The sequence below is a fragment of the Pseudomonas sp. H2_A10 genome (assembly GCF_054680085.1).
This window is the reverse complement of record NZ_CP162821.1, coordinates 2,657,481-2,682,362: the sequence shown is the minus strand read 5'-3', so window position 1 is coordinate 2,682,362 and position 24,882 is coordinate 2,657,481. Positions and strand designations below refer to the sequence as shown.

General features: G+C 62.7%; 25 protein-coding genes and 1 pseudogene. 12 read left to right on the top strand and 14 right to left on the bottom strand.

What is annotated here, in order from left to right; genetic code table 11:
- Nucleotides 1-47: 47 nt before the first annotated feature.
- On the bottom strand, nt 48-800 hold the full coding sequence (locus AB4O23_RS12550) for a thioesterase II family protein (RefSeq protein ID WP_267863798.1): 753 nt from the start codon (nt 798-800) through the stop codon (nt 48-50).
- 303 nt (nt 801-1,103) lie between these two features.
- On the opposite strand from AB4O23_RS12550, the gene AB4O23_RS12545 reads away from it, so the two are divergent.
- Nucleotides 1,104-1,655: an RNA polymerase factor sigma-70 gene (locus AB4O23_RS12545; protein ID WP_017527661.1), complete on the top strand. Its 552-nt coding sequence runs from the start codon at nt 1,104-1,106 to the stop codon at nt 1,653-1,655.
- 43 nt (nt 1,656-1,698) lie between these two features.
- Here the strand turns inward: AB4O23_RS12545 and AB4O23_RS12540 are convergent, their stop codons facing one another.
- The 3 genes from AB4O23_RS12540 to AB4O23_RS12530 form a co-directional block, all read right to left on the bottom strand.
- The gene (locus AB4O23_RS12540) at nt 1,699-2,712 is read right to left on the bottom strand and encodes a GNAT family N-acetyltransferase (RefSeq protein WP_135196167.1); all 1,014 of its coding nucleotides are present in this window, start codon (nt 2,710-2,712) and stop codon (nt 1,699-1,701) included.
- Between the two features lie 68 nt (nt 2,713-2,780).
- Complete coding sequence (locus AB4O23_RS12535) at nt 2,781-3,569, bottom strand: substrate-binding periplasmic protein (RefSeq protein WP_083221583.1); 789 nt, start codon at nt 3,567-3,569, stop codon at nt 2,781-2,783.
- Nucleotides 3,570-3,662: 93 nt separating this feature from the next.
- Nucleotides 3,663-4,286: a TetR/AcrR family transcriptional regulator gene (locus tag AB4O23_RS12530; protein WP_017527658.1), complete on the bottom strand. Its 624-nt coding sequence runs from the start codon at nt 4,284-4,286 to the stop codon at nt 3,663-3,665.
- 153 nt (nt 4,287-4,439) lie between these two features.
- On the opposite strand from AB4O23_RS12530, the gene AB4O23_RS12525 reads away from it, so the two are divergent.
- The 8 genes and pseudogenes from AB4O23_RS12525 (at nt 4,440) to ppnP (ending at nt 13,624) form a co-directional block, all read left to right on the top strand.
- The gene (locus AB4O23_RS12525; protein WP_065876512.1) at nt 4,440-6,218 is read left to right on the top strand and encodes an acyclic terpene utilization AtuA family protein; all 1,779 of its coding nucleotides are present in this window, start codon (nt 4,440-4,442) and stop codon (nt 6,216-6,218) included.
- A gap of 11 nt (nt 6,219-6,229) precedes the next feature.
- On the top strand, nt 6,230-7,102 hold the full coding sequence (locus tag AB4O23_RS12520) for an SDR family oxidoreductase (RefSeq protein ID WP_017527656.1): 873 nt from the start codon (nt 6,230-6,232) through the stop codon (nt 7,100-7,102).
- Between the two features lie 3 nt (nt 7,103-7,105).
- Complete coding sequence (gene atuC, locus AB4O23_RS12515) at nt 7,106-8,722, top strand: geranyl-CoA carboxylase subunit beta (RefSeq protein WP_460063387.1); 1,617 nt, start codon at nt 7,106-7,108, stop codon at nt 8,720-8,722.
- Between the two features lie 16 nt (nt 8,723-8,738).
- Nucleotides 8,739-9,887, top strand: a pseudogene (gene atuD / locus AB4O23_RS12510) (citronellyl-CoA dehydrogenase); the annotation flags it as partial.
- A 4-nt stretch (nt 9,888-9,891) separates the two neighbouring features.
- A complete protein-coding gene (locus AB4O23_RS12505; RefSeq protein ID WP_017527653.1) occupies nt 9,892-10,653 on the top strand; it encodes an enoyl-CoA hydratase/isomerase family protein in 762 nt (253 codons plus the stop codon).
- A gap of 125 nt (nt 10,654-10,778) precedes the next feature.
- A complete protein-coding gene (locus AB4O23_RS12500) occupies nt 10,779-12,662 on the top strand; it encodes an acetyl/propionyl/methylcrotonyl-CoA carboxylase subunit alpha (RefSeq protein ID WP_017527652.1) in 1,884 nt (627 codons plus the stop codon).
- A gap of 73 nt (nt 12,663-12,735) precedes the next feature.
- Complete coding sequence (locus tag AB4O23_RS12495) at nt 12,736-13,278, top strand: 3'-5' exonuclease (RefSeq protein WP_017527651.1); 543 nt, start codon at nt 12,736-12,738, stop codon at nt 13,276-13,278.
- A gap of 64 nt (nt 13,279-13,342) precedes the next feature.
- Entirely contained in the window at nt 13,343-13,624 is a 282-nt protein-coding gene (ppnP, locus tag AB4O23_RS12490; RefSeq protein ID WP_017527650.1) for a pyrimidine/purine nucleoside phosphorylase, read from the top strand.
- 65 nt (nt 13,625-13,689) lie between these two features.
- Here ppnP and AB4O23_RS12485 read toward each other — a convergent pair whose 3' ends face one another.
- Nucleotides 13,690-14,496, bottom strand: coding sequence for an MOSC domain-containing protein (locus tag AB4O23_RS12485; protein ID WP_137219826.1), 807 nt, complete (start codon nt 14,494-14,496; stop codon nt 13,690-13,692).
- Nucleotides 14,497-14,537: 41 nt separating this feature from the next.
- Entirely contained in the window at nt 14,538-15,473 is a 936-nt protein-coding gene (locus AB4O23_RS12480; protein ID WP_017527648.1) for a chemotaxis protein CheV, read from the bottom strand.
- A gap of 556 nt (nt 15,474-16,029) precedes the next feature.
- On the opposite strand from AB4O23_RS12480, the gene AB4O23_RS12475 reads away from it, so the two are divergent.
- From AB4O23_RS12475 to AB4O23_RS12465, 3 genes are all read left to right on the top strand, one after another.
- Complete coding sequence (locus AB4O23_RS12475) at nt 16,030-16,479, top strand: hypothetical protein (protein ID WP_017527647.1); 450 nt, start codon at nt 16,030-16,032, stop codon at nt 16,477-16,479.
- Between the two features lie 355 nt (nt 16,480-16,834).
- Complete coding sequence (locus AB4O23_RS12470) at nt 16,835-17,728, top strand: sensor histidine kinase (protein ID WP_460089808.1); 894 nt, start codon at nt 16,835-16,837, stop codon at nt 17,726-17,728.
- On the top strand, nt 17,725-18,384 hold the full coding sequence (locus AB4O23_RS12465) for a response regulator transcription factor (RefSeq protein WP_017527645.1): 660 nt from the start codon (nt 17,725-17,727) through the stop codon (nt 18,382-18,384). Before AB4O23_RS12470 ends, AB4O23_RS12465 begins: the two co-directional genes overlap by 4 nt.
- Here the strand turns inward: AB4O23_RS12465 and yegS are convergent.
- From yegS to AB4O23_RS12425, 8 genes are all read right to left on the bottom strand, one after another.
- A complete protein-coding gene (yegS, locus tag AB4O23_RS12460) occupies nt 18,343-19,263 on the bottom strand; it encodes a lipid kinase YegS (protein WP_135196171.1) in 921 nt (306 codons plus the stop codon). The two genes, AB4O23_RS12465 and yegS, sit on opposite strands and share 42 nt — an antisense overlap.
- A gap of 92 nt (nt 19,264-19,355) precedes the next feature.
- The gene (locus AB4O23_RS12455; protein ID WP_017527643.1) at nt 19,356-19,748 is read right to left on the bottom strand and encodes a DUF2802 domain-containing protein; all 393 of its coding nucleotides are present in this window, start codon (nt 19,746-19,748) and stop codon (nt 19,356-19,358) included.
- The gene (locus AB4O23_RS12450) at nt 19,749-20,231 is read right to left on the bottom strand and encodes a chemotaxis protein CheW (protein ID WP_010208785.1); all 483 of its coding nucleotides are present in this window, start codon (nt 20,229-20,231) and stop codon (nt 19,749-19,751) included.
- Nucleotides 20,232-20,312: 81 nt separating this feature from the next.
- Complete coding sequence (locus AB4O23_RS12445) at nt 20,313-21,125, bottom strand: CheW domain-containing protein (RefSeq protein ID WP_026067243.1); 813 nt, start codon at nt 21,123-21,125, stop codon at nt 20,313-20,315.
- A 2-nt stretch (nt 21,126-21,127) separates the two neighbouring features.
- Nucleotides 21,128-21,916 carry a ParA family protein gene (locus tag AB4O23_RS12440; RefSeq protein ID WP_017527641.1) on the bottom strand — a complete coding sequence of 263 codons (789 nt, stop codon included), beginning with the start codon at nt 21,914-21,916 and terminating at the stop codon, nt 21,128-21,130.
- A 50-nt stretch (nt 21,917-21,966) separates the two neighbouring features.
- Complete coding sequence (gene motD, locus AB4O23_RS12435) at nt 21,967-22,854, bottom strand: flagellar motor protein MotD (protein WP_017527640.1); 888 nt, start codon at nt 22,852-22,854, stop codon at nt 21,967-21,969.
- 94 nt (nt 22,855-22,948) lie between these two features.
- Nucleotides 22,949-23,689, bottom strand: a complete 741-nt coding sequence (locus tag AB4O23_RS12430; RefSeq protein WP_017527639.1) for a flagellar motor protein — start codon at nt 23,687-23,689, stop codon at nt 22,949-22,951.
- Entirely contained in the window at nt 23,689-24,840 is a 1,152-nt protein-coding gene (locus tag AB4O23_RS12425; protein WP_017527638.1) for a protein-glutamate methylesterase/protein-glutamine glutaminase, read from the bottom strand. Before AB4O23_RS12425 ends, AB4O23_RS12430 begins: the two co-directional genes overlap by 1 nt.
- Nucleotides 24,841-24,882: the final 42 nt, after the last annotated feature.

The following is a 24,882-nucleotide window of genomic DNA, read 5'->3' as shown; positions in this document are numbered from 1 at the left end:
TTCCTGCCTGAAATCGGCTTACGGGAAATTATGAAATTGGGGGGGCTTCAGCCGGCAACCCGTTGCCGCGCCGCGCCATTGCGCCAGCGGGCCAGATGTTCTTCGGCGTAGCGCCGCAGGCAGCGCAGCACGGCGCTTTCGTGCTGCACGAGGAAGAAGTGGTGGCCGTCGAACAGGTCGAGGGAGAAGCCGCTGGCGGCATCGAGTTGCCAGTCGAGCAATTGGTCGGCACGCACGCTGTCCTGCTTGCCGCCGAACACATGAATCGGCATGCCCAGCGGCGCGCGCCGGCCGTAGATGAAACTGCCGCAAAGCAGGAAGTCGGCGCGCAGGATCGGCAGCATCAGTTGCATCAATTCGGGGTTGGCCAAGGCTTCTTCGGCAGTGCCCTGCAACTCGCGCAGGCGGTCGATCAGTTGTGCATCGGTCTTTTCGATGGCGTATTCGCTGACATCGCGGCGCGCGGGGCCTGCGGTGCCGGAGGCGAACAGGGCCAGTGGCGCCGGCAGGTTGCGTGCGGCCAGCGCATGGACCAGCTCGAAGGCCAGCAGCCCGCCAAGGCTGTGACCGAACACGGCATAAGGGCCGCTCAGGTCATGGCTGATCTCCTCGGCGAGTTGCGCGGCCAACGCCTTGATATCGCGCTGCAAGGGCTCGTCCATGCGCATGCCACGACCGGGCAATTCCAGCGGGCACACGTGCAACCAGTCCGGCAGGCTTCGCCGCCAACGCGCATAAACCATGGCACTGGCGCCGGAATAGGGCAGGCAGAACAGGCGCAGTCTGGTCGGTGCACTCATCGCTTGAGCACTCCCCACTGAAACACGCTGTGTGCACGGTAAAAACCCATTTCGTCCTCCTGCGGGTGGCTGATCCTTGGCCGCTTGACTAACGGACCTGTCACCCAGAAGAACGGACGGCACCGGCAAATAATTAGTCGCAGGCGCCGAGCGAGAGGTGGTTCACATCGAACCGGAAGGCATAAGATTAGTTCGTCTTCTCATTTGACAATAATTATCATTAAGCATAATTTGTTGCCCGATGTGTAGGAGGCCTCAGCAAGGACGCCCTCTCCCAACCTCTTTTGCGACAAGGTGATTTCCATGACGGAACAAGTATCCACAGGCAGGTGCGACTCACCCCTTCTCCAGGCATTCGTCGACAATCGGCTGATTCTGGTGAAGATCGCGGCACGCATTACCGGTTGCCGCTCCCGTGCCGAAGACGTTGTGCAGGACGCCTACTTTCGACTGCAATCGGCGCCTACGATCACCTCATCGTTCAAGGCCCAGTTGAGTTACCTGTTCCAGATCGTGCGCAACCTGGCGATCGACCACTACCGCAAGCAGGCCCTGGAGCTCAAATATTCGGGGCCGGAGGAGGAAGGCTTGAATGTGGTGATTCACGGCGCCTCGCCGGAAACCTCGCACATCAACTTCAACACCCTGGAAAACATCGCCGACGCGCTGACCGAGTTGCCCCAGCGCACCCGCTACGCGTTCGAGATGTACCGCCTGCATGGCGTGCCGCAAAAGGACATCGCCAAGGAGCTGGGGGTTTCGCCCACACTGGTGAACTTCATGATTCGCGATGCGCTGGTGCACTGCCGCAAGGTTTCGGGCAACCACAGCGACACCTTCGCGCGGCGGGTATGACCGCCCGCTGATCGTTCCCACGACGGGAACGATCAGCGCCCCTTCACGCTAACCCACACCGCTCAAAAAACCGCTCGCGCCCCAGCAGCATCAGCGCCGCGCGCTTATGCGGGAAGTCGAACTCCTTTTCGCAGTGGAAACACTGGTTGTGCATATGGCCGATCATCTTCGCGTTGTCGGCACGCGGCTCCGCCACCACACGCTGGGTGCGCGGGTCATCCAGTAACAAGTAGTGCACCAGCGCCGATAGCCAACTGGCGACCTTGTGCGGGCCGCGATGATGCTCCTCGCCTACCAGCATGTGGATGCCGCGATCGTAGTCAGCGGCGTCGTAGAACGGTGCGATGCGATCTTCCTTGGCCCAGTACGCTTCAAAATAGGCAAAGGGTTCGTCATCGAAGCAGCCGATCAAGGTGAGGGTGTGCGGGTCGGCCTCAAGCTTGTCCAGGTACTCGCGATGCTGTTGCAGGCTGCCGCTTTCCTGCCAGAAACTCGCCACGCGCGGGCTGTTCTGCCAGCGATTGAAGCGCGCCAGGTCGACGTCAATCTCCACGGTTCGCAGGGAAATCCAGGCACCCAGGCGCGCGTCGAAACGGCGATAAACCTCACCCCGTGGTTTCGGCGGGCGCGCAGGGTGGCGCTTGCCGGCACTGATAACCATCTGTTGCGGGTAACTGCCAGCAGGGGAATGCCCGAGCCACGGCTGGGGCAGTTGCCAAAACAGGGTGCGCTTACAGTGATACTGCCCGGCAATCTCGGTGGTCCGCAGCAAACCGCTGCGCAACGCATCCTCCGGCACATGTTCAAGGTGCCAGGCCAGGCGCTGGCGGGTCGGCTCTTTGGCGAACAACCAATAGCAGGCGGCCCACAACGCCCTTGCGGACGGCACCTCGCCGGGTTGCTGCCAATGCACATGCAGTTCGTCGCCGCGCTCCAGGCGCAAGCGGGCCAGTGGCTGGCCTTCCAGGGTCAGGCTCAGGTGGTTTTCGGTTTCATCGGCATTCAGGGCCGGCCCGGCCGGCAAGGGCAAGACCGACGGGTCATTCGGATTGGACATGGAGAGGGCTCACGGTAGCGTCGACTGGATAAAGAAGTGACGTGAGCCGCGTGCACAAATTTAGCCGATCAGGGTACTGCCATCACATCGATGCGGTACGGCTCGAAAATTTTCAGCATCTGGCCGCTGTCGCGCAAACGCTTGAGCATGGCGCTGAACGCTTCGCCGGTAATCGGCGCCCCGGGCCGTAGCAAGGCGTAATGGTGATACACCTGGTCGATGCGCTGCGAGACCAGGAACGTGCCGGCTATGGCGGCGTTGCGCACCATGAAGTCGCTCAAGTAAGAACGGGTCACCAAGGCGATATCAGCACGGTCACGGGCGACCATTTGCAGGTTGCTGTCATGGGAGTAGGTCAACGTGGCGTTGAAGTGCTCGGCCATGTACTTGGGGTCGGGGTTGAAGTGAGCGAAGGCATAGTGATAACCACTGAACACTGCCAGGCGTTTGCCATCGAGGTCAGCGAAATAGCGCTGCTCACGACCTGGCTTGCGCTGCGCGACAAACACTTCCGCATCTTCCAGGCCCATGTCGACGGCTGTGTGTTGAATGTTTTTCCAGCCCCAATCGGGGTTCTCGAAAATCGCCATGTCGACCCGGCCTTGTTCGAAATCGCGAAAACGTCGGGGGATGGAGGTGGGCACCAGCACAAACTGGTAGTCGCTTTGCGAGGCATTCAGGGCCTCGACCAATTGCGGCAGCAAACCGGTGTCGGCGCCCTGCTCCGGGCGCACGGTGTAGGGCGGAAAATGCGCCGCGCCGATGCGTACCAGTTGCGCAGCCGAAGCCGGCATCCACCACGCGGTGCCCAGTGCCCATAAAGTAAGTCCTGCAGCCAACCGCCATGGCGATAACATCAAGGCACACACCGTTCAACACATTGATGGCGATAAGCTAGGCGTTTTTGCCTGGCGAAACAACTTTCCGTCGGCAAATTAATAGCTTGCGCCTCAGTCAGGTTTGAGCACCATCAACAGCGCCTCTTGGGCCAATTGCTCAAGGGTCAGGCTGCCCTCGGCGCGAAACCAGGTGGTGGTCCAGGACAACGCGCCGGTGAGGAAACGTCGGACGATAAACACATCGCCTTTGATGTAGCCGGCCGCCTTGGCCTCCCCCAGTACCTGCAACCAGAGCTCTTCATACACGTCGCGCAGGGCCAGGACCTGGGCCTGGCCCTCGGCCGACAGTGAGCGCCATTCGTACACCAGCACCGCCATGGCCTCGCCGCTGCCGCCCATGATCGACTGCAATTCGCAGCGAATCAGCGCCAGCACACGCTCGCGCACGGTGCCGGCCTCTTCCAGCGAAGCCCGCATCAGCGCGGTGTTGTAATGGATGGTTTCCTCCATCACCGCACGCAGGATCTCATCCTTGCTCTTGAAGTGATGAAAGATGCTGCCGCTCTGAATGCCCACCGCGCCTGCCAGGTCGCGCACGGTGGTGCGTTCAAAGCCTTTGTGGCGAAACAGGTGAGCCGCGGTTTGCAGCAACTTGCCCCGGGCGCTGTCGGGGTCGGTCAATTGCCCGCCGTCGACCATGGTGCGCATCACCCGCAGGGCTGTTTGCTCATCCATGCTGCTCTCCTTTACTTCTACTGACGTCTTGGCCGGCAATTTAGGCGGTGCCGGCCAACCAAGCAAGCGCTTGGGTGAAACTTGTATCCAATGTTTACAAACCAAGCGCTTGCTTGGTAGTCTCATCGCCAGCCACTCGAGGAAGGATTTCTCATGAGCAAGACGGTTCGTATCGGCTGCGCCAGTGCCTTTTGGGGCGACACCTGCACCGCCGCCGCGCAGTTGGTACACGGCGGCGCGCTGGATTACCTGGTGTTCGATTACCTGGCGGAAGTCACCCTGTCGATCCTCGCCGGTGCGCGGATGAAAGACCCACAGGCCGGTTACGCCACGGATTTCGTCGAAGTGCTCACGCCGCTGCTGGCCGAGATCCAGCGCCAGGGCATCCGCGTGATCAGCAATGCCGGCGGCATCCACCCCCAGGCCTGCGCCACCGCCCTGCAAGCGGCCTGCGACAAGGCCGGCATCGCGTTGAAAATCGCGGTATTGCTCGGGGATGACCTGCACCCCCGACTCAAGCAATTGCCCAATATCCGCGACATGTTCAGCGGCGCGCCATTGCCGCCGGTGTGCGTATCGGCCAATGCCTACCTCGGTGCTCCGGGCATCGCACAGGCTTTGACGCTGGGCGCCGACATCGTCATCACCGGCCGGGTCGTCGACAGTGCGGTCGTCAGCGCGGCGTTGGTGCATGAATTCAAGTGGGCATGGCATGACTATGACCAGCTCGCCCAGGCCGCGCTCGCCGGCCATATCATCGAATGCGGCGCCCAATGCACCGGCGGCAACTTCACCGATTGGCGCGAGGTGCCCGACTACGAGCACATCGGTTTTCCCATCGTCGAGGTCAGCGCCGACGGCTCGTTCACCGTCGCTAAAGTCGACGGCAGTGGCGGGCTGATCAGCGAACTCAGCGTGGCCGAACAACTGCTGTATGAGATCGGCGACCCGCGCGCGTATCTGTTGCCCGACGTGATCTGCGATTTCAGCCAGGTCACCTTGCAGCAACAAGGGGAGAACCGCGTTCACCTGCGCGGCGCCAAGGGGCTGCCGCCGACCGACCAGTACAAGGTCAGCGCCACCTACCCCGACGGATTCCGCTGCACCGCCAGTTGCCTGATCGCCGGGATCGACGCGGTGGCCAAGGCCGAGCGCGTCAGCCAGGCGATCATCCACAAGACCTCGCAGCTGTTCAGCCAACGCGGCTGGGCGCCTTACACCGACGTGAATATAGAACTGCTGGGCAGCGAAGCGACCTATGGCGCCCACGCCCGGCGCCACGACTGCCGCGAGGTGGTGATGAAACTGGCGGTGCGGCACCCGAGCAAGCAGGCACTGGTGCTGTTCGCCCGCGAAATCGCCCAGGCCGCCACGGGCATGGCGCCGGGGCTCACCGGCATCGTCGGCGGGCGGCCCACGGTGTATCCGTTGATTCGGCTGTTTTCGTTCCTGGTCGACAAAACCCTGTGTGAGCCGCTGATCGAGTTCGAAGGCAAGCGCCACCCCTGCACCTTGCCTGCCGCTACCGTATTGGCCACTCCCGCAGCGCCACTTGATCCGCCAACCGCGCAAGGCTGCGCCGACGCCAGCGTGCCGCTGGTGAAACTCGCGGTGGCGCGCTCCGGCGACAAGGGTAACCACAGCAATATCGGCGTGATCGCCCGCCAGCCCGAGTACCTGCCGTGGATCGCCGAAACGCTGACCCCACAAGTCGTCGTCGACTGGATGAGCCACGTCCTCGACCCCGTGTATGGCCGCGTCGAGCGCTGGTACCTGCCCGGCAGCCACAGCCTGAATTTCCTGCTGGAAAACGCCCTGGGCGGCGGCGGTATCGCCAGCTTGCGCATCGACCCGCAAGGCAAGGCCTTCGCCCAGCAGTTGCTGGAAATCCCCATCGCGGTGCCGCAACACATCGCCGATCAATTCAAATAAGGAGCGCTGCCGTGGCTTTCGACTCGATCTTCAAAGCCGACCTTTTCCAGGGGCACACCCTGATCGTCACCGGTGGCGGCAGCGGTATTGGCCGGTGCACCGCCCACGAGCTGGCAGCCCTGGGCGCCCGCGTGGTTCTGGTGGGGCGCAAGGCGCCAAAGCTGCAACAGGTCGCGCAGGAAATCACCGAGGACGGTGGCAGCGCCCATTGGCACGCCTGTGATATTCGCGACGAAGAGGCGGTGACGGCGCTGGTCACGCAGATCATCAACGAGCACGGCCCCGTGCACGGGTTGGTCAACAATGCCGGGGGCCAGTACCCCTCGCCGCTTGCCTCGATCAATCAAAAGGGCTTTGAAACCGTACTGCGCACCAACCTGGTGGGCGGCTTCCTGATGGCGCGGGAAGTGTTCAACCAGTCGATGAGCACGCACGGCGGCGCCATCGTCAATATGCTCGCCGACATGTGGGGCGGCATGCCTGGCATGGGCCACTCGGGCGCGGCGCGCGCGGGCATGGACAACTTCACCAAGACCGCCGCCGTCGAATGGGCCTGCGCCGGCGTGCGGGTCAACGCCGTAGCGCCAGGCTGGATCGCATCCAGCGGCATGGACACCTACGAAGGCGCATTCAAGGCAGTGATCCCGACCTTGCGCGAACATGTGCCACTCAAACGCATCGGCACCGAATCGGAAGTCAGCGCCGCCATTGTGTTCCTGCTCAGCCCCGCCGCCGCGTTCATCAGCGGCAGCACCCTGCGCATCGACGGCGCCGCCAGCCTGGGCAGCCGCGCCTGGCCGCTGCACAAGGCGCAGCCGCCAAGCGAGCCCTTCAATGGTTTTCATCGGGCGTATCTACCCGATGTGCTCAAGACGGAGCAATAGCGCATGCCGGTGATTGAAAGCCTGATCGACCCGCACAGCCCGCAGTTCGCGCAGAACCGCCAGGCCCTGCTGGAAAGCCTCCAGCACCTGCGCCAACTGGAGCAGAACCTGCTGAGCAAAGCCCAGGAAGCCAAGCCCAAGTTCGACACACGCGGCCAATTGCTGCCCCGCGAGCGTCTGGACCTGCTGCTGGACCCTGGGGCGCCGTTCCTGGAACTGGCCAGCCTGGCCGGCTACAAGCTGCATGACGACAAGGACGGCAGCGCCGCCGGTGGCGGGTTGATCGCCGGTATCGGCTATGTCAGCGGGGTGCGCACGCTGGTGGTGGCCAACAACAGCGCGATCAAGGGCGGCACCATCTCCCCTACCGGCCTGAAAAAATCCCTGCGCCTGCAACAGATCGCCCTGGAAAACAAACTGCCGGTGGTGACCCTGGCCGAAAGCGGCGGCGCCAACCTCAACTACGCCGCCGAGATCTTCGTCGAAGGCGCGCGCAGCTTTGCCAACCAGGCGCGCATGTCGGCCATGGGCTTGCCGCAGATCACCGTGGTGCATGGCTCGGCCACGGCCGGCGGGGCGTATCAGCCGGGGTTGTCGGATTACGTGGTGGTGGTGCGCGGCAAGGCCAAACTGTTCCTCGCCGGGCCGCCCCTGCTCAAGGTCGCGACGGGTGAAGTGGCCACCGATGAAGAACTGGGCGGCGCCCAGATGCACGCGCAAACCGCCGGCACCGCCGAATACCTGGCGCAAAACGACGCCGACGGCGTGCGCATCGTACGGGAGATCGTCGGCCTGCTGCCGTGGAATGATCGCCTGCCGGCAGCGCCACAACGCACCTACACAGAACCGCTGTACCCCGTCGACGAACTGCTGGGATTGATCCCCGATGACCCGAAAAAGCCCTACGACGTGCGCGAGATCCTCGCGCGCCTGGGCGACGGCTCGCGCTTCCTCGAATTCAAGGGTGAGTTCGACGCCCACACCGTCTGCGGCCATTTGCACATCCAGGGTCGCGCCGTCGGCGTGATCGGTAACAACGGCCCCATCACGCCCAAGGGCGCCAGCAAGGCCGCGCAGTTTATCCAGCTGTGCGACCAGAGCCGCACGCCGCTGCTGTTCCTGCATAACACCACCGGCTTCATGGTCGGCACCGAATCGGAGCAGCAAGGGGTGATCAAGCACGGCGCGAAGATGATCCAGGCGGTGGCCAATGCACGGGTGCCTAAACTCACGATTGTGGTGGGCGGCTCCTACGGCGCCGGCAATTACGCGATGTGCGGCCGCGGCCTCGACCCGCGCTTTATCTTCGCCTGGCCCAACAGCCGCACGGCGGTGATGGGCGGGGCGCAGGCAGGCAAGGTGCTGCGTATCGTCACCGAGGCCAAGCAACTCAAGGACGGCCTGGTGCCCGACCCCAAGATGCTAGACATGCTGGAGCAGGTCACCGCGCAGAAACTCGACAGCCAGTCCACTGCGCTGTATGGCAGCGCGAACCTTTGGGACGACGGGCTGATCGATCCTCGGGATACGCGAACGCTGCTCGGTTTTTTGCTGGATATCTGCCACGAGGCCGAAGTACGGCAATTGCAACCGAACAGCTTCGGCGTGGCGCGTTTCTAACAGGAGAACAAAAACCATGATCTTCACCCAGGAACACCAGGAACTGCGCCGCAGCGTGCGCGCCTTCGTTGACCGCGAGATCAACCCCCATGTGGACGAATGGGAAAAGGCCGGGCGTTTTCCCATCCACGAGATCTTCCGCAAGGCCGGCGACCTCGGCCTGCTGGGCATTTGCAAGCCGCAAAAGTTCGGCGGCATGGGCCTGGACTACAGCTACTCGATTGTCGCCGCCGAAGAGTTCGGCACCATCCATTGCGGCGGCATTCCCATGTCCATCGGCGTGCAGACCGACATGTGCACCCCCGCCCTCGCCCGCTTCGGCTCCGATGAGCTGCGCGAGCAATTCCTGCGCCCGGCCATCAGTGGCGAGCAGGTCGGTTGCATCGGGGTCTCGGAAACCGGCGCCGGCTCCGACGTGGCCGGGCTCAAGACCCACGCGCGCAAGGATGGCGATGACTACGTGATCAACGGCAGCAAAATGTGGATCACCAACTCGCCCAGCGCCGACTTCATTTGCCTGCTGGCCAACACCTCCGACGACAAGCCGCACATCAACAAATCACTGATCATGGTGCCCATGAACACCCCCGGTGTCAGCGTCAGCCCGCCCCTGGAAAAGCTCGGCATGCACAGCTCCGAAACCGCCCAGGTGTTCTTCGATGGCGTGCGCGTGCCACAACGCAACCGCATCGGCCATGAAGGCGCGGGTTTCATGATGCAGATGCTGCAATTCCAGGAAGAACGCCTGTTCGGCGCGGCCAACATGATCAAGGGCCTGGAGCACTGCATCGACAGCACCATCGACTATTGCAAGGAGCGCCAGACCTTCGGCAAGGCGCTGATCGACAACCAGGTGATCCACTTTCGCCTGGCCGAACTGAGCACCGAAATCGAATGCCTGCGGGCGCTGGTGTACCAGGCCACCGAGCAATACATCAAGGGCCAGGACGTGACTCGCCTGGCGTCCATGGCCAAACTCAAGGCCGGGCGCCTGGGCCGCGAAGTCAGTGACAGCTGCCTGCAATATTGGGGCGGCATGGGCTTTATGTGGGACAACCCGGTAGCGCGGGCCTATCGCGACGTGCGCCTGGTGTCGATCGGCGGCGGCGCCGACGAAATCATGCTGGGCATCATCTGCAAACTGATGGGCACCCTGCCGGGGAAAAACCATGAACACTCTACTGCTCGAACCGCACAACGGCGTGCTGCACATTACCCTCAACCGGCCGGAATGCCGCAACGCCATGAGCCTGCAGATGGTCAACGAACTGCGCACGGCCCTGGCGCAATTGGACAGCCAGGTGCGGGCCGTGGTGATCAGCGGCGCGGGCGGACACTTCTGCGCTGGGGCGGATGTGAAGGACCTGGTTACGGCGGGCGATCAGCTGGCCGCATTAAACCGAGCTTTCGGCGCCTTGTTGCAAGAGGTCGAAGCCGTTTCGCAGGTGGTGATCGTGGTGCTGCAAGGTGCGGTGTTGGGCGGTGGATTTGGCCTGGCATGCGTCAGCGATATCGCCATTGCCGACCACAAGGCGCAGTTCGGCTTGCCGGAAACCAGCCTGGGCCTGTTGCCGGCGCAGATCGCACCGTTCGTGGTCAAGCGCATCGGCCTCACCCAGGCCCGACGACTGGCCCTGACGGCAGCGCGCTTTGATGGGGTCGAGGCCGAGCGGTTGGGGCTGGTGCACTTTACCGAAAGCGATCCACAGGCATTGGCGCAGCGATTGGACGCGTTGCTGGGCCAGGTGTTGCAGTGCGCGCCGAAGGCCAATGCGCGCACCAAAGCGCTGTTGCTGGCCAGCGCGCAACAGCCGTTGGGGCCGCTGCTGGATCAGGCGGCGCAGTGGTTTGCCGAGGCGGTGACCGGTGAAGAAGGGATTGAGGGGACCCAGGCTTTTGTGCAGAAGCGCAAGCCTGGGTGGTGCAAATGACGCCATCGGGGGCAAGTCGAATCGTCGCAACGCTTCTCCCACAGGGGAACGCGTTTCAAATGTGGGAGGGGGCTTGCCCCCGATGAGGCCGGAACAGACACCCGTATAACCCGAGGGATAACCCAATGCCCGCATTCAACAAAATCCTCATCGCCAACCGCGGCGAAATCGCCTGCCGCATCCAGCGCACTGCCCAAGCCCTGGGCTACCGCACCGTGGCGGTGTACAGCGAGGCCGACAGCCAGGCCCTGCATGTGCAAATGGCGGACGAAGCGGTGAATATCGGCGCGGCGCCGGTGCAGCAGTCGTACCTCAACATCCCGGCCATCCTCGACGCAGCCCGACGCACAGGTGCCGACGCCATCCACCCCGGCTACGGCTTCCTTTCGGAAAACCCCGACTTTGCCCGCGCCTGCCGGCAGGCCAACCTCACCTTTATCGGCCCCAGCGTCGAGGCCATCGAGTTGATGGGCAGCAAGCGCCTGTCCAAACTGGCCATGCTCGACGCCGGTGTGCCCTGCATCGCCGGTTACCAGGGCAGCGCCCAGGACGACACCACGTTGCAACGGGAAGCCGAGCGCATCGGCTACCCGTTGATGATCAAGGCCAGCGCCGGTGGCGGCGGGCGTGGCATGCGCCTGGTGCATCAGCGCGAACATTTGCTGGAACACGTGCGCACCGCGCGCTCCGAGGCGCAGAACGCGTTCGGCAGTGATGAGCTGATTCTGGAACAGGCGCTGATCGAGCCGCGCCACGTCGAAATCCAACTGTTCGGCGACACCCATGGCCACCTCATCTACCTCGGTGAGCGCGACTGTTCGATCCAGCGCCGCCATCAAAAAGTCATTGAAGAAGCGCCGTGCCCGGTGATGACGCCCGAGCTGCGCAAGGCCATGGGCGCAGCCGCGCTCAGGGCCGGCCGCGCGGTGACGTATGTGGGCGCCGGTACCGTGGAGTTCCTGCTCGACCGCAACGGCCGGTTTTACTTCCTGGAAATGAACACCCGCCTGCAAGTGGAGCACCCGGTCACGGAGTTGATTACCGGCCTGGACCTGGTTCAGTTGCAATTGCAGATCGCCGCCGGCCAGGCGCTGCCCTTGACCCAAGAAGACGTGACGTTGACCGGCCACGCCATCGAAGCGCGCCTGTACGCCGAAGACCCGGCCCAGGGCTTTCTGCCGCAGACCGGTGAGGTGCTGCGCTGGGAACCCGCGCCCGGTGTGCGAATCGACCACGGGCTGTGCGAGGGCGATACCATCGGCCCGTTCTACGACGCCATGCAAGGCAAGATCATCGCCCACGGTGCCACCCGCGAAGAGGCACGGCGCAAGTTGTTGCGCGCGGTGCAAGACACGCAACTGCTCGGAGTAACCACCAACCAGCGCCTGTTGGCCGACCTGCTCACGCATCCAGGCTTTATCGGCGGCGATTTCACCACCGGGTTTATCGCCGAGCACTTCAGCGTCATTGCCCGACAGCCTGCGACCGACGAACAACTCGCCCTGGCCGCCGCGCTGTTTTATCACCACAGCGCCCGCCCGCATCCCCCAGGCTTGGCGGGATGGCGCAACAACGCCAGCACGCCCTGGACCTGCCGCCTTGAGGTCAACGACCAGATCCACAGCGTCACCGCCGCCGCCCTGCCGCTCACCACCGACGGCCGTCACGCCACGTTTGTGCTCAACGGCATTCGCCGTCGCATCGCCTACCACCTCGACGGCGACCGCCTGTGGCTGCCGGGCCTGGCGCTGACCAACCGCACCCAACCCGTCGCCAACCCTCAGGCCGACGCCGGCAGCGGTACGCTCAAGGCACCGATGGACGGCGCCATTGTCGATGTGCGCGTCAATGCCGGTGAGCGTGTGAGCAAAGGCCAACTGCTGCTGGTGCTGGAAGCCATGAAAATGGAGCATCCACTGACCGCGGGCATTGATGGCATCGTCAAAGGCGTGCAAGTCGCAACCGGCGATCAGGTGCGCAATCGCCAGGTTTTACTGGAGATTGAATAGGCCCTGGGCGGAACTACAAGGCCGGGCTACGCTCTATCCCCATCAGGAAGAGACGAGTACGGGAACCTGCACGATGCCTCATTGGCTGATTATTGACCTTGAAGCCACAACGGATGAAGGCGGCTGGCCCGTGACGGAAATGGAAGTCATCGAGATCGGCGCGAGCCTGGTCAACCGCCAGGGCCGCGAACTGGACCACTTCCAGCGCTTTGTGCGGCCGCTGCGCCGCCCCTTGCTGACGCCTTTTTGCCGCCAGCTCACCCACATCACCCAGGCGAACATCGACAGCGCGGCGCCCATCACCGAGGTGTGGCCGCTGTTCGAACGCTGGCTGGGCCAGCATCAACCGCGCCTGGAGGGCTGGGCCAGTTGGGGCGACTATGATCGCGCGCAGTTGGAGCTCGAATGGCAGCGCAATGGCCTGGCCAGCGCACTCACCGAAAAGCCCCATGTGAACCTCAAGCAGCGCTTCGCCAAGGCCCGGCGCCTGGACAAGCCCCTGGGGCTCAATGGCGCCCTGCAATTGGCGGGGATGCAGTTCCATGGCCAGCAACATCGGGCACTCGAAGATGCGCGCAACACCGCGCGCCTGCTGCCGCTGATTTTGCCGGTCTAGGCAGCCCCGTTGGCCTTGGGCATACTGGCCGACCTTTTCAGACCCTTTTTCCGAGGAATCGCCCATGTTTAAAGTCAACGAGTACTTCGACGGCACCGTCAAGTCGATCGCTTTCGGCACCGCAGAAGGTCCGGCGACCATCGGCGTCATGGCCCCGGGCGAATACGAATTCGGCACGGCCCAGCGTGAAATCATGCATGTGGTCTCCGGCGCCCTTATCGTCAAGCTGCCTGACGCCGAGTGGGAAACCTTCGCCGCCGGCAGCCAGTTCAACGTACCAGCCAACAGCAAGTTCCAGCTGAAGGTCGCCGTCGATACCGCTTACCTGTGCGAATACCGCGGCTGAGGGTTCAACCGAACAAAAAAATGCCCGTCTCCTGCGAGACGGGCATTTTTTATGGGCACTGAAAATTATTCCAGGACAGTCACCGGCATGCCTACTTCCAGGCGCCCTACCCCGTCGTTGACCAGGTTTTGGCCGAACATCGCGCCCTCTTGCGTGTTGCGGTAGGTTTGCAGCGTGGCAAAGGGTTCGCGGTCGGCGCTGCGCTCGCCGGTCTGAGGGTCGATGGTGGTGAGGATGCAGCGCGAGCAGGGCTTGACCACACGAAATTCGATATCGCCGATGCGCAGGCGCTTCCAGCCGTCCTCGGCAAAGGCTTCAGCGCCTTCGATCACCAGGTTGGGGCGAAAACGCAGCATCGGCATGGGGCGGCCGATTTTTGCGCAGAGGTCATCGAGGGAGCCCTGGCCGATGAGCAGCAACGGGTAACCATCGGCGAACGCCACCTGGTCATCATCGCGGCCATAACCCGCCTGGGTGCTACGCGCCCGTTCCAGCGGCATTTGCACCAGGCGCGTCGGCTTGCCGATGAAATCGCTGACCCAGGCAGCGGCGGCGTCACCGGCATCCGGCACACGCAGGGTGTCGCGCCAAATGGTCACGCCGCGCAGTTCGTTGGCGCTGCCGGGCAACGCCACGTCCAACGGCAGGTAGCCCGGCGAACTCAGGGTGAGCCCGCCGGCAGCGTTCCACAACGCCGACAATTGGCTCATCTTCGCCACGGCGCGCTGCGTGAGGAAACGCCCGCTGGCTTCGTCCACCAGCATCCAGCGTCGATCGCCCTCCAGCCCGAGTTTATCCAGGCCGACAGCCTGCAAGGTTTCGGCCTTGCCGGACTTCAAGGGGTAACGGTACAACGCGCTGAGACGAAGCATGGGCCTGCATTCCTCTGGGGGCAAAGAGTGCAACCCTAAGGTCAAGCCGAGGCTTCGTCCAGCATCAGTCGCTGACGCACCACATCCACCAGTTTGTCGGGCTGGAATTTGGACAGGAAATTGTCGCACCCGACCTTCTTCACCATCGATTCGTTGAAGCTGCCCGACAGCGAGGTGTGCAGCACCACGTAGAGTTTGCGCAGGCGCGGGTCGTTGCGGATTTCGGTGGTGAGGCGGTAGCCGTCCATCTCGGGCATTTCGGCGTCGGTGAAGATCATCAGCAGTTTGTCGGTCATCACGTGACCCTCATCGGCCCAGGCCTTGAGCATGTTCAACGCCTTGAGGCCGTCGCTGGCGATGTGCATCTTCACGCCCAGTTGGCCCAGGGTGTCGCGCAGTTGCGAGAGGGCAACGTTGGAGTCGTCCACCAGCAGCACTTCGCGCCCACGGGCACGTTCCAGCACCGGGTCTTCGAGTTTTTCACGCGAGACCTTGGCGTTGTAGGGCACGATTTCGGCGAGGACTTTTTCGACGTCGATGATTTCCACCAACTGGTCATCGACCTTACTGATGGCGGTGAGGTAATGCTGGCGCCCGGCGCTGGTCGGCGGCGGCAGGATGGCTTCCCAGTTCATGTTGACGATGCGGTCCACGCCACCGACCAGGAACGCCTGCACCGAGCGGTTGTACTCGGTGACGATGATGGTGCTGTTCGGGCCCGGTACCAGTGGGCGCATGCCGATCGCCTGGGACAGGTCGATCACCGGCAGGGTCTGGCCACGCAGGTTGACCACGCCACACACAAAAGGGTGGCGCTGGGGCATCAGCGTGAGCTTGGGCAGTTGCAGGACCTCCTGCACCTTGAACACGTTGATCGCAAACAGTTGCCGGCCGAACAGGCGGAACATGAGGATCTCCAGGCGATTCTCACCCACCAGTTGCGTACGTTGATCTACGGTGTCGAGAATGCCGGCCATTAAATGCTCCTGATGTGCGCTGGAAATGTGGCGCGAACGGATTATGCAGTTCACTTGAGCTAGTTATCGGCGGCAAATGCCAGACCTTGACCCCCTGTAAAGTGCCACGGAAATTGATTGATGTCACACTGACATCATGCTTTACTGCGCGGGCCTCTCCAGACGGCAGTACAGCGACGTTGCGTGACATTCAAATCGACGCAAGGTTCCGCTATGTAAGGGGTTCCCCTATGCACAATCAGGCAAAACCTGATATTCGCAGTATCTAATAGCCATTAATGTGACGCCATTCTCATTGCATGAATGGAGTCAGGCTTTTGTTTGCCATGCCAAGCCCTCGGCCCACAGGCCTTTCAGACGTCCATGTCACGGCAAGTGAAGGTGTGCAACAAAGCCCACTCACCAAGGCTACGCACGGCCCTTGCCGTCATTCCAATAAACGTCTTACTAAAAAATCAGAAGCGACCTACAGGTCCAAGCCAAATTTCAGCGCTATTTTTAAGCCATCCACCCAGTGCGACATCTCATCACCCGACCGTATGTTGTGGAGGCTTGCATGATGAATAGCGCAAATGAATGGCAGACCACCTTCCCCGAGTTCTTGATTGAAGCAGAAAAACTGCTGGCAAAATCAGAAGAATGCTTGAGCCATCTGCACTTGATCCGCGACGACAGCGATGCCATCGAGTGCATGAAAAACAGCTTGGCCAAACTGGCCGAGACAGCCGACAGCCTGGCCCTGCAAGCTATCAGCGAATTCTCCCGGCATATCGAGTATCTGATCGCCAACGCCGCCAGCCCCCTGCAATTGCATGATCAGGCGCTGGACGCGTTGCACGCCTGCTTGAGCCTGCTGGCCTGGCAACTGGAATTGATCGACACCCGCACGGGTGAGCTGGGCATGGACGACACCGAGCAAACCACCTTGATTGCCACGGTAAGCCTGCAGATTCCGCAAAAAAGCTTCAGTTATAAGCCGCAGCAACGCCTGCATCACGCGAGTTGATGGGTCGTCTTCAACTCACGTGTTCTTTAAAGCCCAGAAGCTTGTTCACCCGTTAAAACGGCGCGCATAGATATCAATTAGCTATTAATGTTTATCACCACACCCCCACTCAAGTACGACAACTTCCTCTCACTGCCTACACTCCGGGAATGCCGCCTGGGGCAAGACCGCGGCCAAGTAAGCCTGCCGGTCATGGCACCAGGCGACCAACGGTAAGAGTGGTGGTACTATGCCTGCGCTCGAAGTGACCCAACTTCATGATGCGAATAAACGACTCGATAACGTATTCCAAACAAGACCGCTCAGCCGCCGTGACCGGTCTTCCCGCAGCGAACCTTTATTGGCTCCATCCGCTATGAATGCCAGCCTCAAGACACTCATTGCCAGGTCCGCGTCCCGCAGCAATGCACGCCGTTTGATCCTCACCCTGTGCCTTGGCTCGCTGCTGTTGAGCCTGTGGGCCTACGTTCGATCCGCGCCGCTGCCGCTGATGGTGTTGCTGCTCAACCTCGCTATCTTGCTGGTGGTGGTCCTGCAGCAGTGGTATTCGCGCAAGTCCATCAAGTTCCAGCCTCACGAACTGGCCAAGCGCCTGTTGCAAGTGCAAGAAAACGAACGCCACCGCCTCAGCCGCGAATTGCATGACGATATCGGCCAACTGCTGACCGCCGCCAAGCTGCAAAGCGAATGGCTCAAGCGGCGTCTGCCGGACGAACTGCAAAGCCAGTGCAGCGTGTTGTGCAACACCTTGAATGAGACCCTGGCCAAGGTGCGCGACGTGTCCGCCATCCTCAACCCGCGACAGCTCGCCAGCCTGGGCCTGGAAGCCAGCCTGCGCGCGCACTTGCTCAAGACGCTGGCAAACACCCCGGTGCACTGGAGCCTGGAATGCCAGCAACGGCTGACCGGCATCCCCGAAGAAATGGCCGTGGCGGCCTTTCGCATTACCCAGGAAGCGGTGACCAACATGCTGCGCCACGCCCAGGCGCGCAACGTGCTGGTTCGCCTGCAACGCCTGCCTGAAGGGCTGTCGCTGAGTATCTGTGATGACGGCCAGGGCTTTTCGCCCGCCATCGACCCAGGTAGCGAAGGCCAACGGGGCATGGCCGGCATGGCCGAGCGGATCGATCAGTTGGGAGGCACCCTGTCCGTGAGCAGCCAGCCTGGCGCCGGCACGCGCATCGAAGCACTTTTCCCCTGGGCGCCGCGCGCCCTCGAACGGGCCAGCTCCCCTAAGGTTCTCGAGTGACCTGTACATTATTGCTGGTGGATGACCACGCACTGATCAGGGCCGGCGTACGCGCGCTGATCCAAGACATTCCCGGCTATGCGGTGGCCGGCGAAGCCAGCGATGGCGCGCAATTGCTGGAGCAGTTCAGCGCGCTGCAGCCGGATATCGTCCTGTTGGACCTGTCGATGAAGCACACCAGCGGCCTGGATGCCTTGCAGCAACTCAAGCGCGCCTACCCCAGGAGCAAAGTGCTGATCCTGTCGATGCACACCGACCCGCAGTTGATCATGTGTGCGCTGGAGGCCGGCGCCCATGGCTACCTGCTCAAGGACACCACCGCCAATGAGCTGGAACACGCGCTGGCGGCCTTATCCAACAACGAGCGCTACCTGAGCCCGGCCATCGCCCACACCGTGATCAACCAGGCCTTGGTGCGTAACCAGGCGACCAGCGCGCCTGCCGGCCACAGCCATAACCTTACGGCGCGCCAATTGGAGATCCTGCGCCTGATCGTGCGTGGCAAATCCACCCGGGAGATTGCCCACGGCCTGGGCCTGAGCATCAAGACCGTGGAAGCGCACCGTTCGCAAATCATGAAGCGCCTGCAGATATTCGACGTCGCGGGCCTGGTGTTATTCGCGGTGCGCGAGCAGATCATCAGCCTGGATGACTAGCGGCGAACCCAGCGGCAGGTGCACACGAAGCGCCTTGGGCAAGGCTTCAAAACGCAGATCGTCACCCTGCAGCGGCTCACCGTCGAGGTTGATGTAAAGCCCTTCAGCCTGCTGGATCCGGACCCACGGCAGGCGCGCGCGGACAAACATGGTGTCCAGGCCCCACCCGTTGCTCATCAGCTCACGCAACGTGCCGACCACCTCCTGGGGTGCCGGCAGAATACTCACGTCGAGCAAGCCATCATCGGCCATGGCACCCGGGCACAGCTCATGCCCACCGCCGGCCTGGCGACCATTGCCGATGCCCAGCGCCAGCAGCTCGCCCTTCCAATGAAAATCCGGCCCGTCCAGCTCGGCATAGGCCGCCGTCAATTCGCTGAAACGCGTCAAGCCGGTAAACAGGTAGGCGGCGCCGCCCAGGACTTTTTTCAGGTCTTCGGAGGTGTTGGCGGTGACCTGGCTGCCGAAGCCGCCGGTGGCCATATTGAGAAAGATCTGCCCGCCGACCTGGCCGAGGTCGATCGCCCGCGGCGGCACGTCCAGCATCGCCAGCGCCAGGGCCGGCTCCAGCGGCACACCGGCGGCCTTGGCGAAATCATTGGCGGTGCCCAGGGGCATCAGCACCAGGCTGGCGTCGGTCTTGGCCAGGGCCATCGCTTCGGCCACATCGCGCAAGGTACCGTCGCCGCCACCGGCGATCAGGCAGGTGTATCCGTCGTCCAGGGCTTCGTTGACCAAGCGCTGGGCGTCGCCCCCCTCCCAGGTCACCCGTACCGCCAGCTCCCAGCCCTGCTCACGCCGGGCCTGCACGGCTGCGCGCACGCCCTCGTTGAGGGCTTGCTTGCCGTGGAGGATCAACAGTGCCTTGGGGCTGGTCATGGACGAGGTACTCCTGGATTCAAAGGTGCTTGAAGGATGTGGACCTTGAACCCGTAGCAAAAGTGCGGCAGCAAGTGACAAGCTTGTCGCACTCAGCCCTTGTGCAACTTACTCATCAACTGCGCCTCAGCCTGGGTCAGCCCGCACGACTGGGTCAGCTCGTCCACCGTCGCGCCCATGCCGACCAATTTCGCGGCCTGAGCGAACGACAGGCTGGCGGGATCACGCTGCTCGAGCTGCACCAGTTTGTCCGGCAACGGCGCGAGAATGGCGCGCAGTTCATGCACCTCATCCCCGACCTTCACCGCGCTGCGCTGGTACTGGTCGACCCGCTTGACCAGCTCCAATACACGCCGGTCGCGCACAGCGTCGCGCTCGGCCTGCTGCATCGCCAATTCCCGTTGCTGGCGCAGGTAGCGCAGCAAAAAACCCAGGGTCCCGGCCCACAACAGGGCCAGGACAATCACCGCAGCCTCAAAGAACAATCAGATACTCTCCAGTTCCGACCATTCTTCTTCGCTCATCATCTTGTCCAGCTCAACCAGAATCAGCAGTTCGTTGTTCTTGTTGCACACGCCCTGGATGAACTTGGCCGATTCTTCGTTGCCCACGTTCGGCGCGGTTTCCACTTCCGATTGGCGCAGGTAAACCACTTCCGCCACGCTGTCGACCATGATGCCGACCACTTGCTTGTCGGCTTCGATGATGACGATACGGGTGTTGTCGCTGACTTCGACGGTACCCAGACCGAAGCGCTGGCGGGTGTCGATTACCGTCACCACGTTGCCGCGCAGGTTGATGATGCCCAGTACGTAGCTCGGCGCACCCGGAACCGGAGCGATCTCGGTGTAGCGCAGCACTTCCTGCACGCGCATCACGTTAATGCCGTAGGTCTCGTTGTCCAGCTTGAAGGTAACCCATTGCAGGATCGGATCATCCAAACCTTGTGCGGACGCTGACTTGTTCATATCTCTGACCCCTTCAGATGCCGATGTAGGCGGCGTATTTACTGCTTTTGACCACACTTGCGCGCGGCCCTTATTGTTCAATCAACTGCGTTTGTTGGCAGGCATCGCCTTGACGGCACCGCTGGCGATCAATTCGGCCAGTTCGGCAACGTCGAGCAACGCGCACATATGTTCGATCACGGTGCCCGCCAGCCAAGGCCGCTGGCCCCGGTGGCTGCGCCATTTGATTTCATTGGGATCCAGGCGCAGCGAGCGGCTGACTTGATGCACCGCCAACCCCCACTCGTAGCCCTGCACCGAAATCACGTATTGCAAGCCTTGGCGGAAGTCATCGCGGTAGCGGTCGGGCATCACCCAGCGCGCGGTGTCCAGCACCTTGAGGTTGCCGGCCTGGCTGGGCAGGATGCCGAGGAACCACTCCGGTTGCCCGAACAGCGGCGTCAATTCCTGGCCTTCCAGGGAATAGATCGAGCCCAGGCACACCAGCGGCACCGCCAAGGTCAACCCGGCGACGTCGAACAGCAAGCACTCGAACGGCTCGGCGGCCCACGACGGACGACCGTCGCCGGTGACCGGCGGCGGTGTGATGCTGGGCGGCAGGTGCACTTGCACCACCGGCTCGACCACCACCGGCGGCGTCAGCGCTTCCACGACAACCGGCGCCTCGGGCGCCACGGTCAGCGGCGCGGCGTGTGCATCGCGGGCCTGCTCTTCCAATACAGCCAACTGGAACTCATCCAGGGCGTCCGACGGCGGCACTTCTACCGCCGGTTCCAGCACCAGGATCGGTTCCGGTAATTCTTCTGCGGTCGCGTCTTGCAGCAGGGCGTCCAGGTAGGACTCCAGCGCCAGTTGCGGCCGGGTCTTGGTCTTGAGTTCAACGGGGCGGTTCATCATCAAGCTACCTGCGCCACGAGTTGCTGCGACAGCAGATGCTTGAGCAACGCACGGTAAGCCATGACGCCACGGCTCTTGGCGTCGAACTGCGAAGGCGTGAGCCCGGCGCGGCTGGCATCGCGCAGGCGCGTGTCCACCGGGATGTAGCCGTTCCAGATGCTCTGCGGGTAGGCGTCGCGCAATACGCGCAAGGTACCGAGGGAGGCCTGGGTGCGGCGGTCGAACAAGGTGGGGACGATGCTGTACGGCAGCGGCTGCTTGCGCGAGCGGTTGATCATGGCCAAGGTGCTGACCATGCGCTCCAGGCCTTTGACCGCCAGGTGTTCGGTCTGCACCGGGATCACCAGTTGCTGGCTCGCCGCCAAGGCATTGACCATCAGCACGCCGAGCAACGGCGGGCTGTCGATGATCGCGTAGTCGAAGTCCTGCCACAGTTGCGCCAGGGTCTTGGCGATCACCAGGCCCAGGCCGCTCTGCCCCGGCGACTGACGCTCCAGGGTGGCCAGCGCGGTGCTGGACGGCAACAGGGAAATGCTCTCGTTGCTGGTTGGCAGCAGCAATTGGCCGGGCAAGTCGCCAGGCACACTGCCCTTGTGCAGGAACAGGTCGAAACAGCTGTGCTCCAGCGCATCCGGGTCATAGCCGAAGTAGCTGGTCATCGAGCCGTGGGGGTCAAGGTCAACCACGACCACGCGCTTGCCCGCTTCGGCCAGCAAGCCGGCTAAGGCGATGGAGGTGGTGGTCTTGCCGACTCCACCTTTTTGATTGGCAACTGCCCAGACTCTCATTCGGATGGTTCCTCCCGGTGGGCACAAGCGCGACCGAGACATTGCATAGGTTATTGAGCCGGTGACGGAGAATTGACGGCACTCTGCCGAACCAGCGGTTTTACCGGGGCCGGTGCAGTTTGTGTGCCAGCGCGCTTCAGGGCCGCGTCCGGTGTTGCATTGGCGGTGCCGGTCCCGGTCAGGCTGCGGCGCACATCCAGGTTTCGCGAGACCACCAACACCACCCGCCGGTTGCGCGCGCGGCCTTCCAGCGTGGCGTTATTGGCCACCGGCTGAAACTCGCCGTACCCCACCGAGGCCAGGCGCCCGGGGTTTACGCCCTGCATCGCGAGCATGCGCACGATGCTCGCGGCACGCGCCGATGACAGTTCCCAGTTGGTCGGGTACTGCGCGGTGCTGATCGGCACGTTGTCGGTAAAGCCCTCGACGTGCACCGGGTTCTCGAACGGTTTGAGGATCGCCGCCACCTTGTCGATGATGGTGAACGCCTGATCGCTGGGCATTGCATCGGCGCTGGCGAACAACAGGCTGGAGTTGAGTTCGATCTCTACCCACAACTCATTGCCGCGCACGGTCATCTGGTTGGAGCTGATCAAGTCGCCGAACGCGGCACTGATGTCATCGGCGATGCTTTTCAGCGGGTCGCTGGTGCCCCCCACGCCGGCGGCTGTTTCGTCACTGTCGTTGACCAGCGGCTTGGCCGGCGTCACGGTCTTGGGTCGCTCTTCGCCGATGGGGATCGGCTTGAGCGCGCGGTCGGCGTCGTTGAACACGCCGATCAGCGCCTGGGAAATGACTTTGTACTTGCCTTCGTTGATCGACGAGATGGAATACATCACCACGAAAAACGCAAACAGCAAGGTGATGAAGTCCGCGTAGGACACCAGCCAGCGCTCGTGGTTGACGTGTTCTTCAGGCTCGCGGCGGCGACGGCTCACAGGCAGGCACCTCTCTGTACACCACTTATGTAACCGCCCCGCTCACAGGGGTGAGCGAGCAAGCTCGCTGGCCACACGTCATTGTTCATATCCATCAGTCCATGAAGCCCTGGAGCTTCAATTCGATGGAGCGCGGGTTCTCGCCCTCGGCAATCGACAGGATGCCTTCGAGCAGCATTTCGCGGTAACGGGATTGGCGCATGGCAATCGACTTGAGCTTGCTCGCTACCGGCAACAACACCAGGTTGGCGCTGGCCACACCGTAGATGGTGGCAACGAACGCCACGGCAATCCCGCTGCCCAGTTGCGAAGGGTCGGCGAGGTTGCCCATCACATGGATCAAGCCCATCACCGCACCGATGATGCCGATGGTCGGCGCGTAACCGCCCATGCTTTCGTAGACTTTGGCCGCGTTGATGTCGCGGCTTTCCTGGGTGTAGAAATCCACCTCAAGGATGCTGCGGATCGCTTCCGGCTCGGCGCCGTCCACCAGCAACTGCAAGCCTTTGCGCGCGTAGCTGTCGGGCTCGGCATCGGCCACGCCTTCCAGCCCCAGCAGGCCTTCCTTGCGGGCGGTGAGGCTCCAGTTGACCACGCGGTCGATGCCACCGGCCAAGTCGACGCGTGGCGGGAAAATGATCCAGATCGCGATCTGCATTGCACGCTTGAACGAACTCATCGGCGACTGCAGCAACGCGGCGCCCACGGTGCCGCCAATCACGATCAGCGCCGCCGGCCCGTTGGCCAAGGCGCCCAGGTGGCCGCCTTCGAGGTAGTTGCCGCCAATGATTGCGACAAACGCCATGGTGATGCCGATCAGGCTCAACACATCCATTAGAGGCAGGCCTCCACCAAATGCTTGCCGATGTCGTCCAGGCTGTACACGGCGTCGGCCAGGTCCGCCTTGACGATGGCCATGGGCATGCCATAGATCACACAGCTGGCTTCGTCCTGGGCCCAGATCGCACTGCCGCCCTGCTTGAGCAGGCGCGCGCCTTCACGGCCGTCGGCGCCCATGCCGGTGAGCACCACCGCCAGAACTTTGTCACCGTAGGACTTGGCCGCCGAACCGAAGGTGATGTCCACGCACGGCTTGTAGTTGAGGCGCTCATCGCCCGGCAGGATTTTGATCGCGCCACGGCCGTCGACCATCATCTGCTTGCCGCCGGGGGCCAGCAGCGCCAGGCCAGGGCGCAGAATGTCGCCATCCTCGGCTTCCTTGACACTGATGCGGCACAGCTTGTCCAGGCGTTCGGCAAAGGCTTTGGTGAACGCGGCGGGCATGTGCTGGATCAACACGATCGGCGCCGGAAAGTTGGCCGGCAACTGGGTCAACACGCGCTGCAAGGCGACCGGGCCACCCGTGGAGGTGCCGATGGCGACCAGCTTGTAGGCTTTGCGCTTGGGTGCCGGCGAATGCGCCGTTGCAGTGGCCGGGGCCGACGTGCGTACCGGTGGCGGTGCAGGCCGTGCAAGCGGCGCCGGCGCCGGGCGACCGAACGAGGCACGGCTGGAGGCAGCCGGCGGAGCCACCGCTGCCGGGGCAGGCGTCGGTGTCGGTGTCGGCGCGCTGAACAGGCTGCGGCGGTTACTGCGCGAGATGCTGTGGACTTTCTCGCACAGCATCTGCTTGACCTTCTCGGGGTTGCGCGAGATGTCTTCGAAATTCTTCGGCAAAAAGTCCACCGCACCGGCATCCAGCGCATCGAGGGTCACTCGGGCGCCTTCATGGGTCAGCGAGGAGAACATCAATACCGGGGTGGGGCAGCGTTGCATGATGTGCCGGACTGCCGTGATGCCATCCATCATCGGCATCTCGTAGTCCATGGTGATCACGTCCGGCTTCAGCGCAATGGCTTGATCAATCGCCTCTTTGCCGTTGGTGGCCGTGCCGACCACCTGGATGCTTGGATCGGCGGAAAGAATTTCCGAGACGCGGCGGCGGAAGAAACCCGAATCGTCCACCACCAGGACCTTGACTGCCATAAACACTCCGTTAGGTGGGGCGGGCGAGACCGCCCTGCCCCA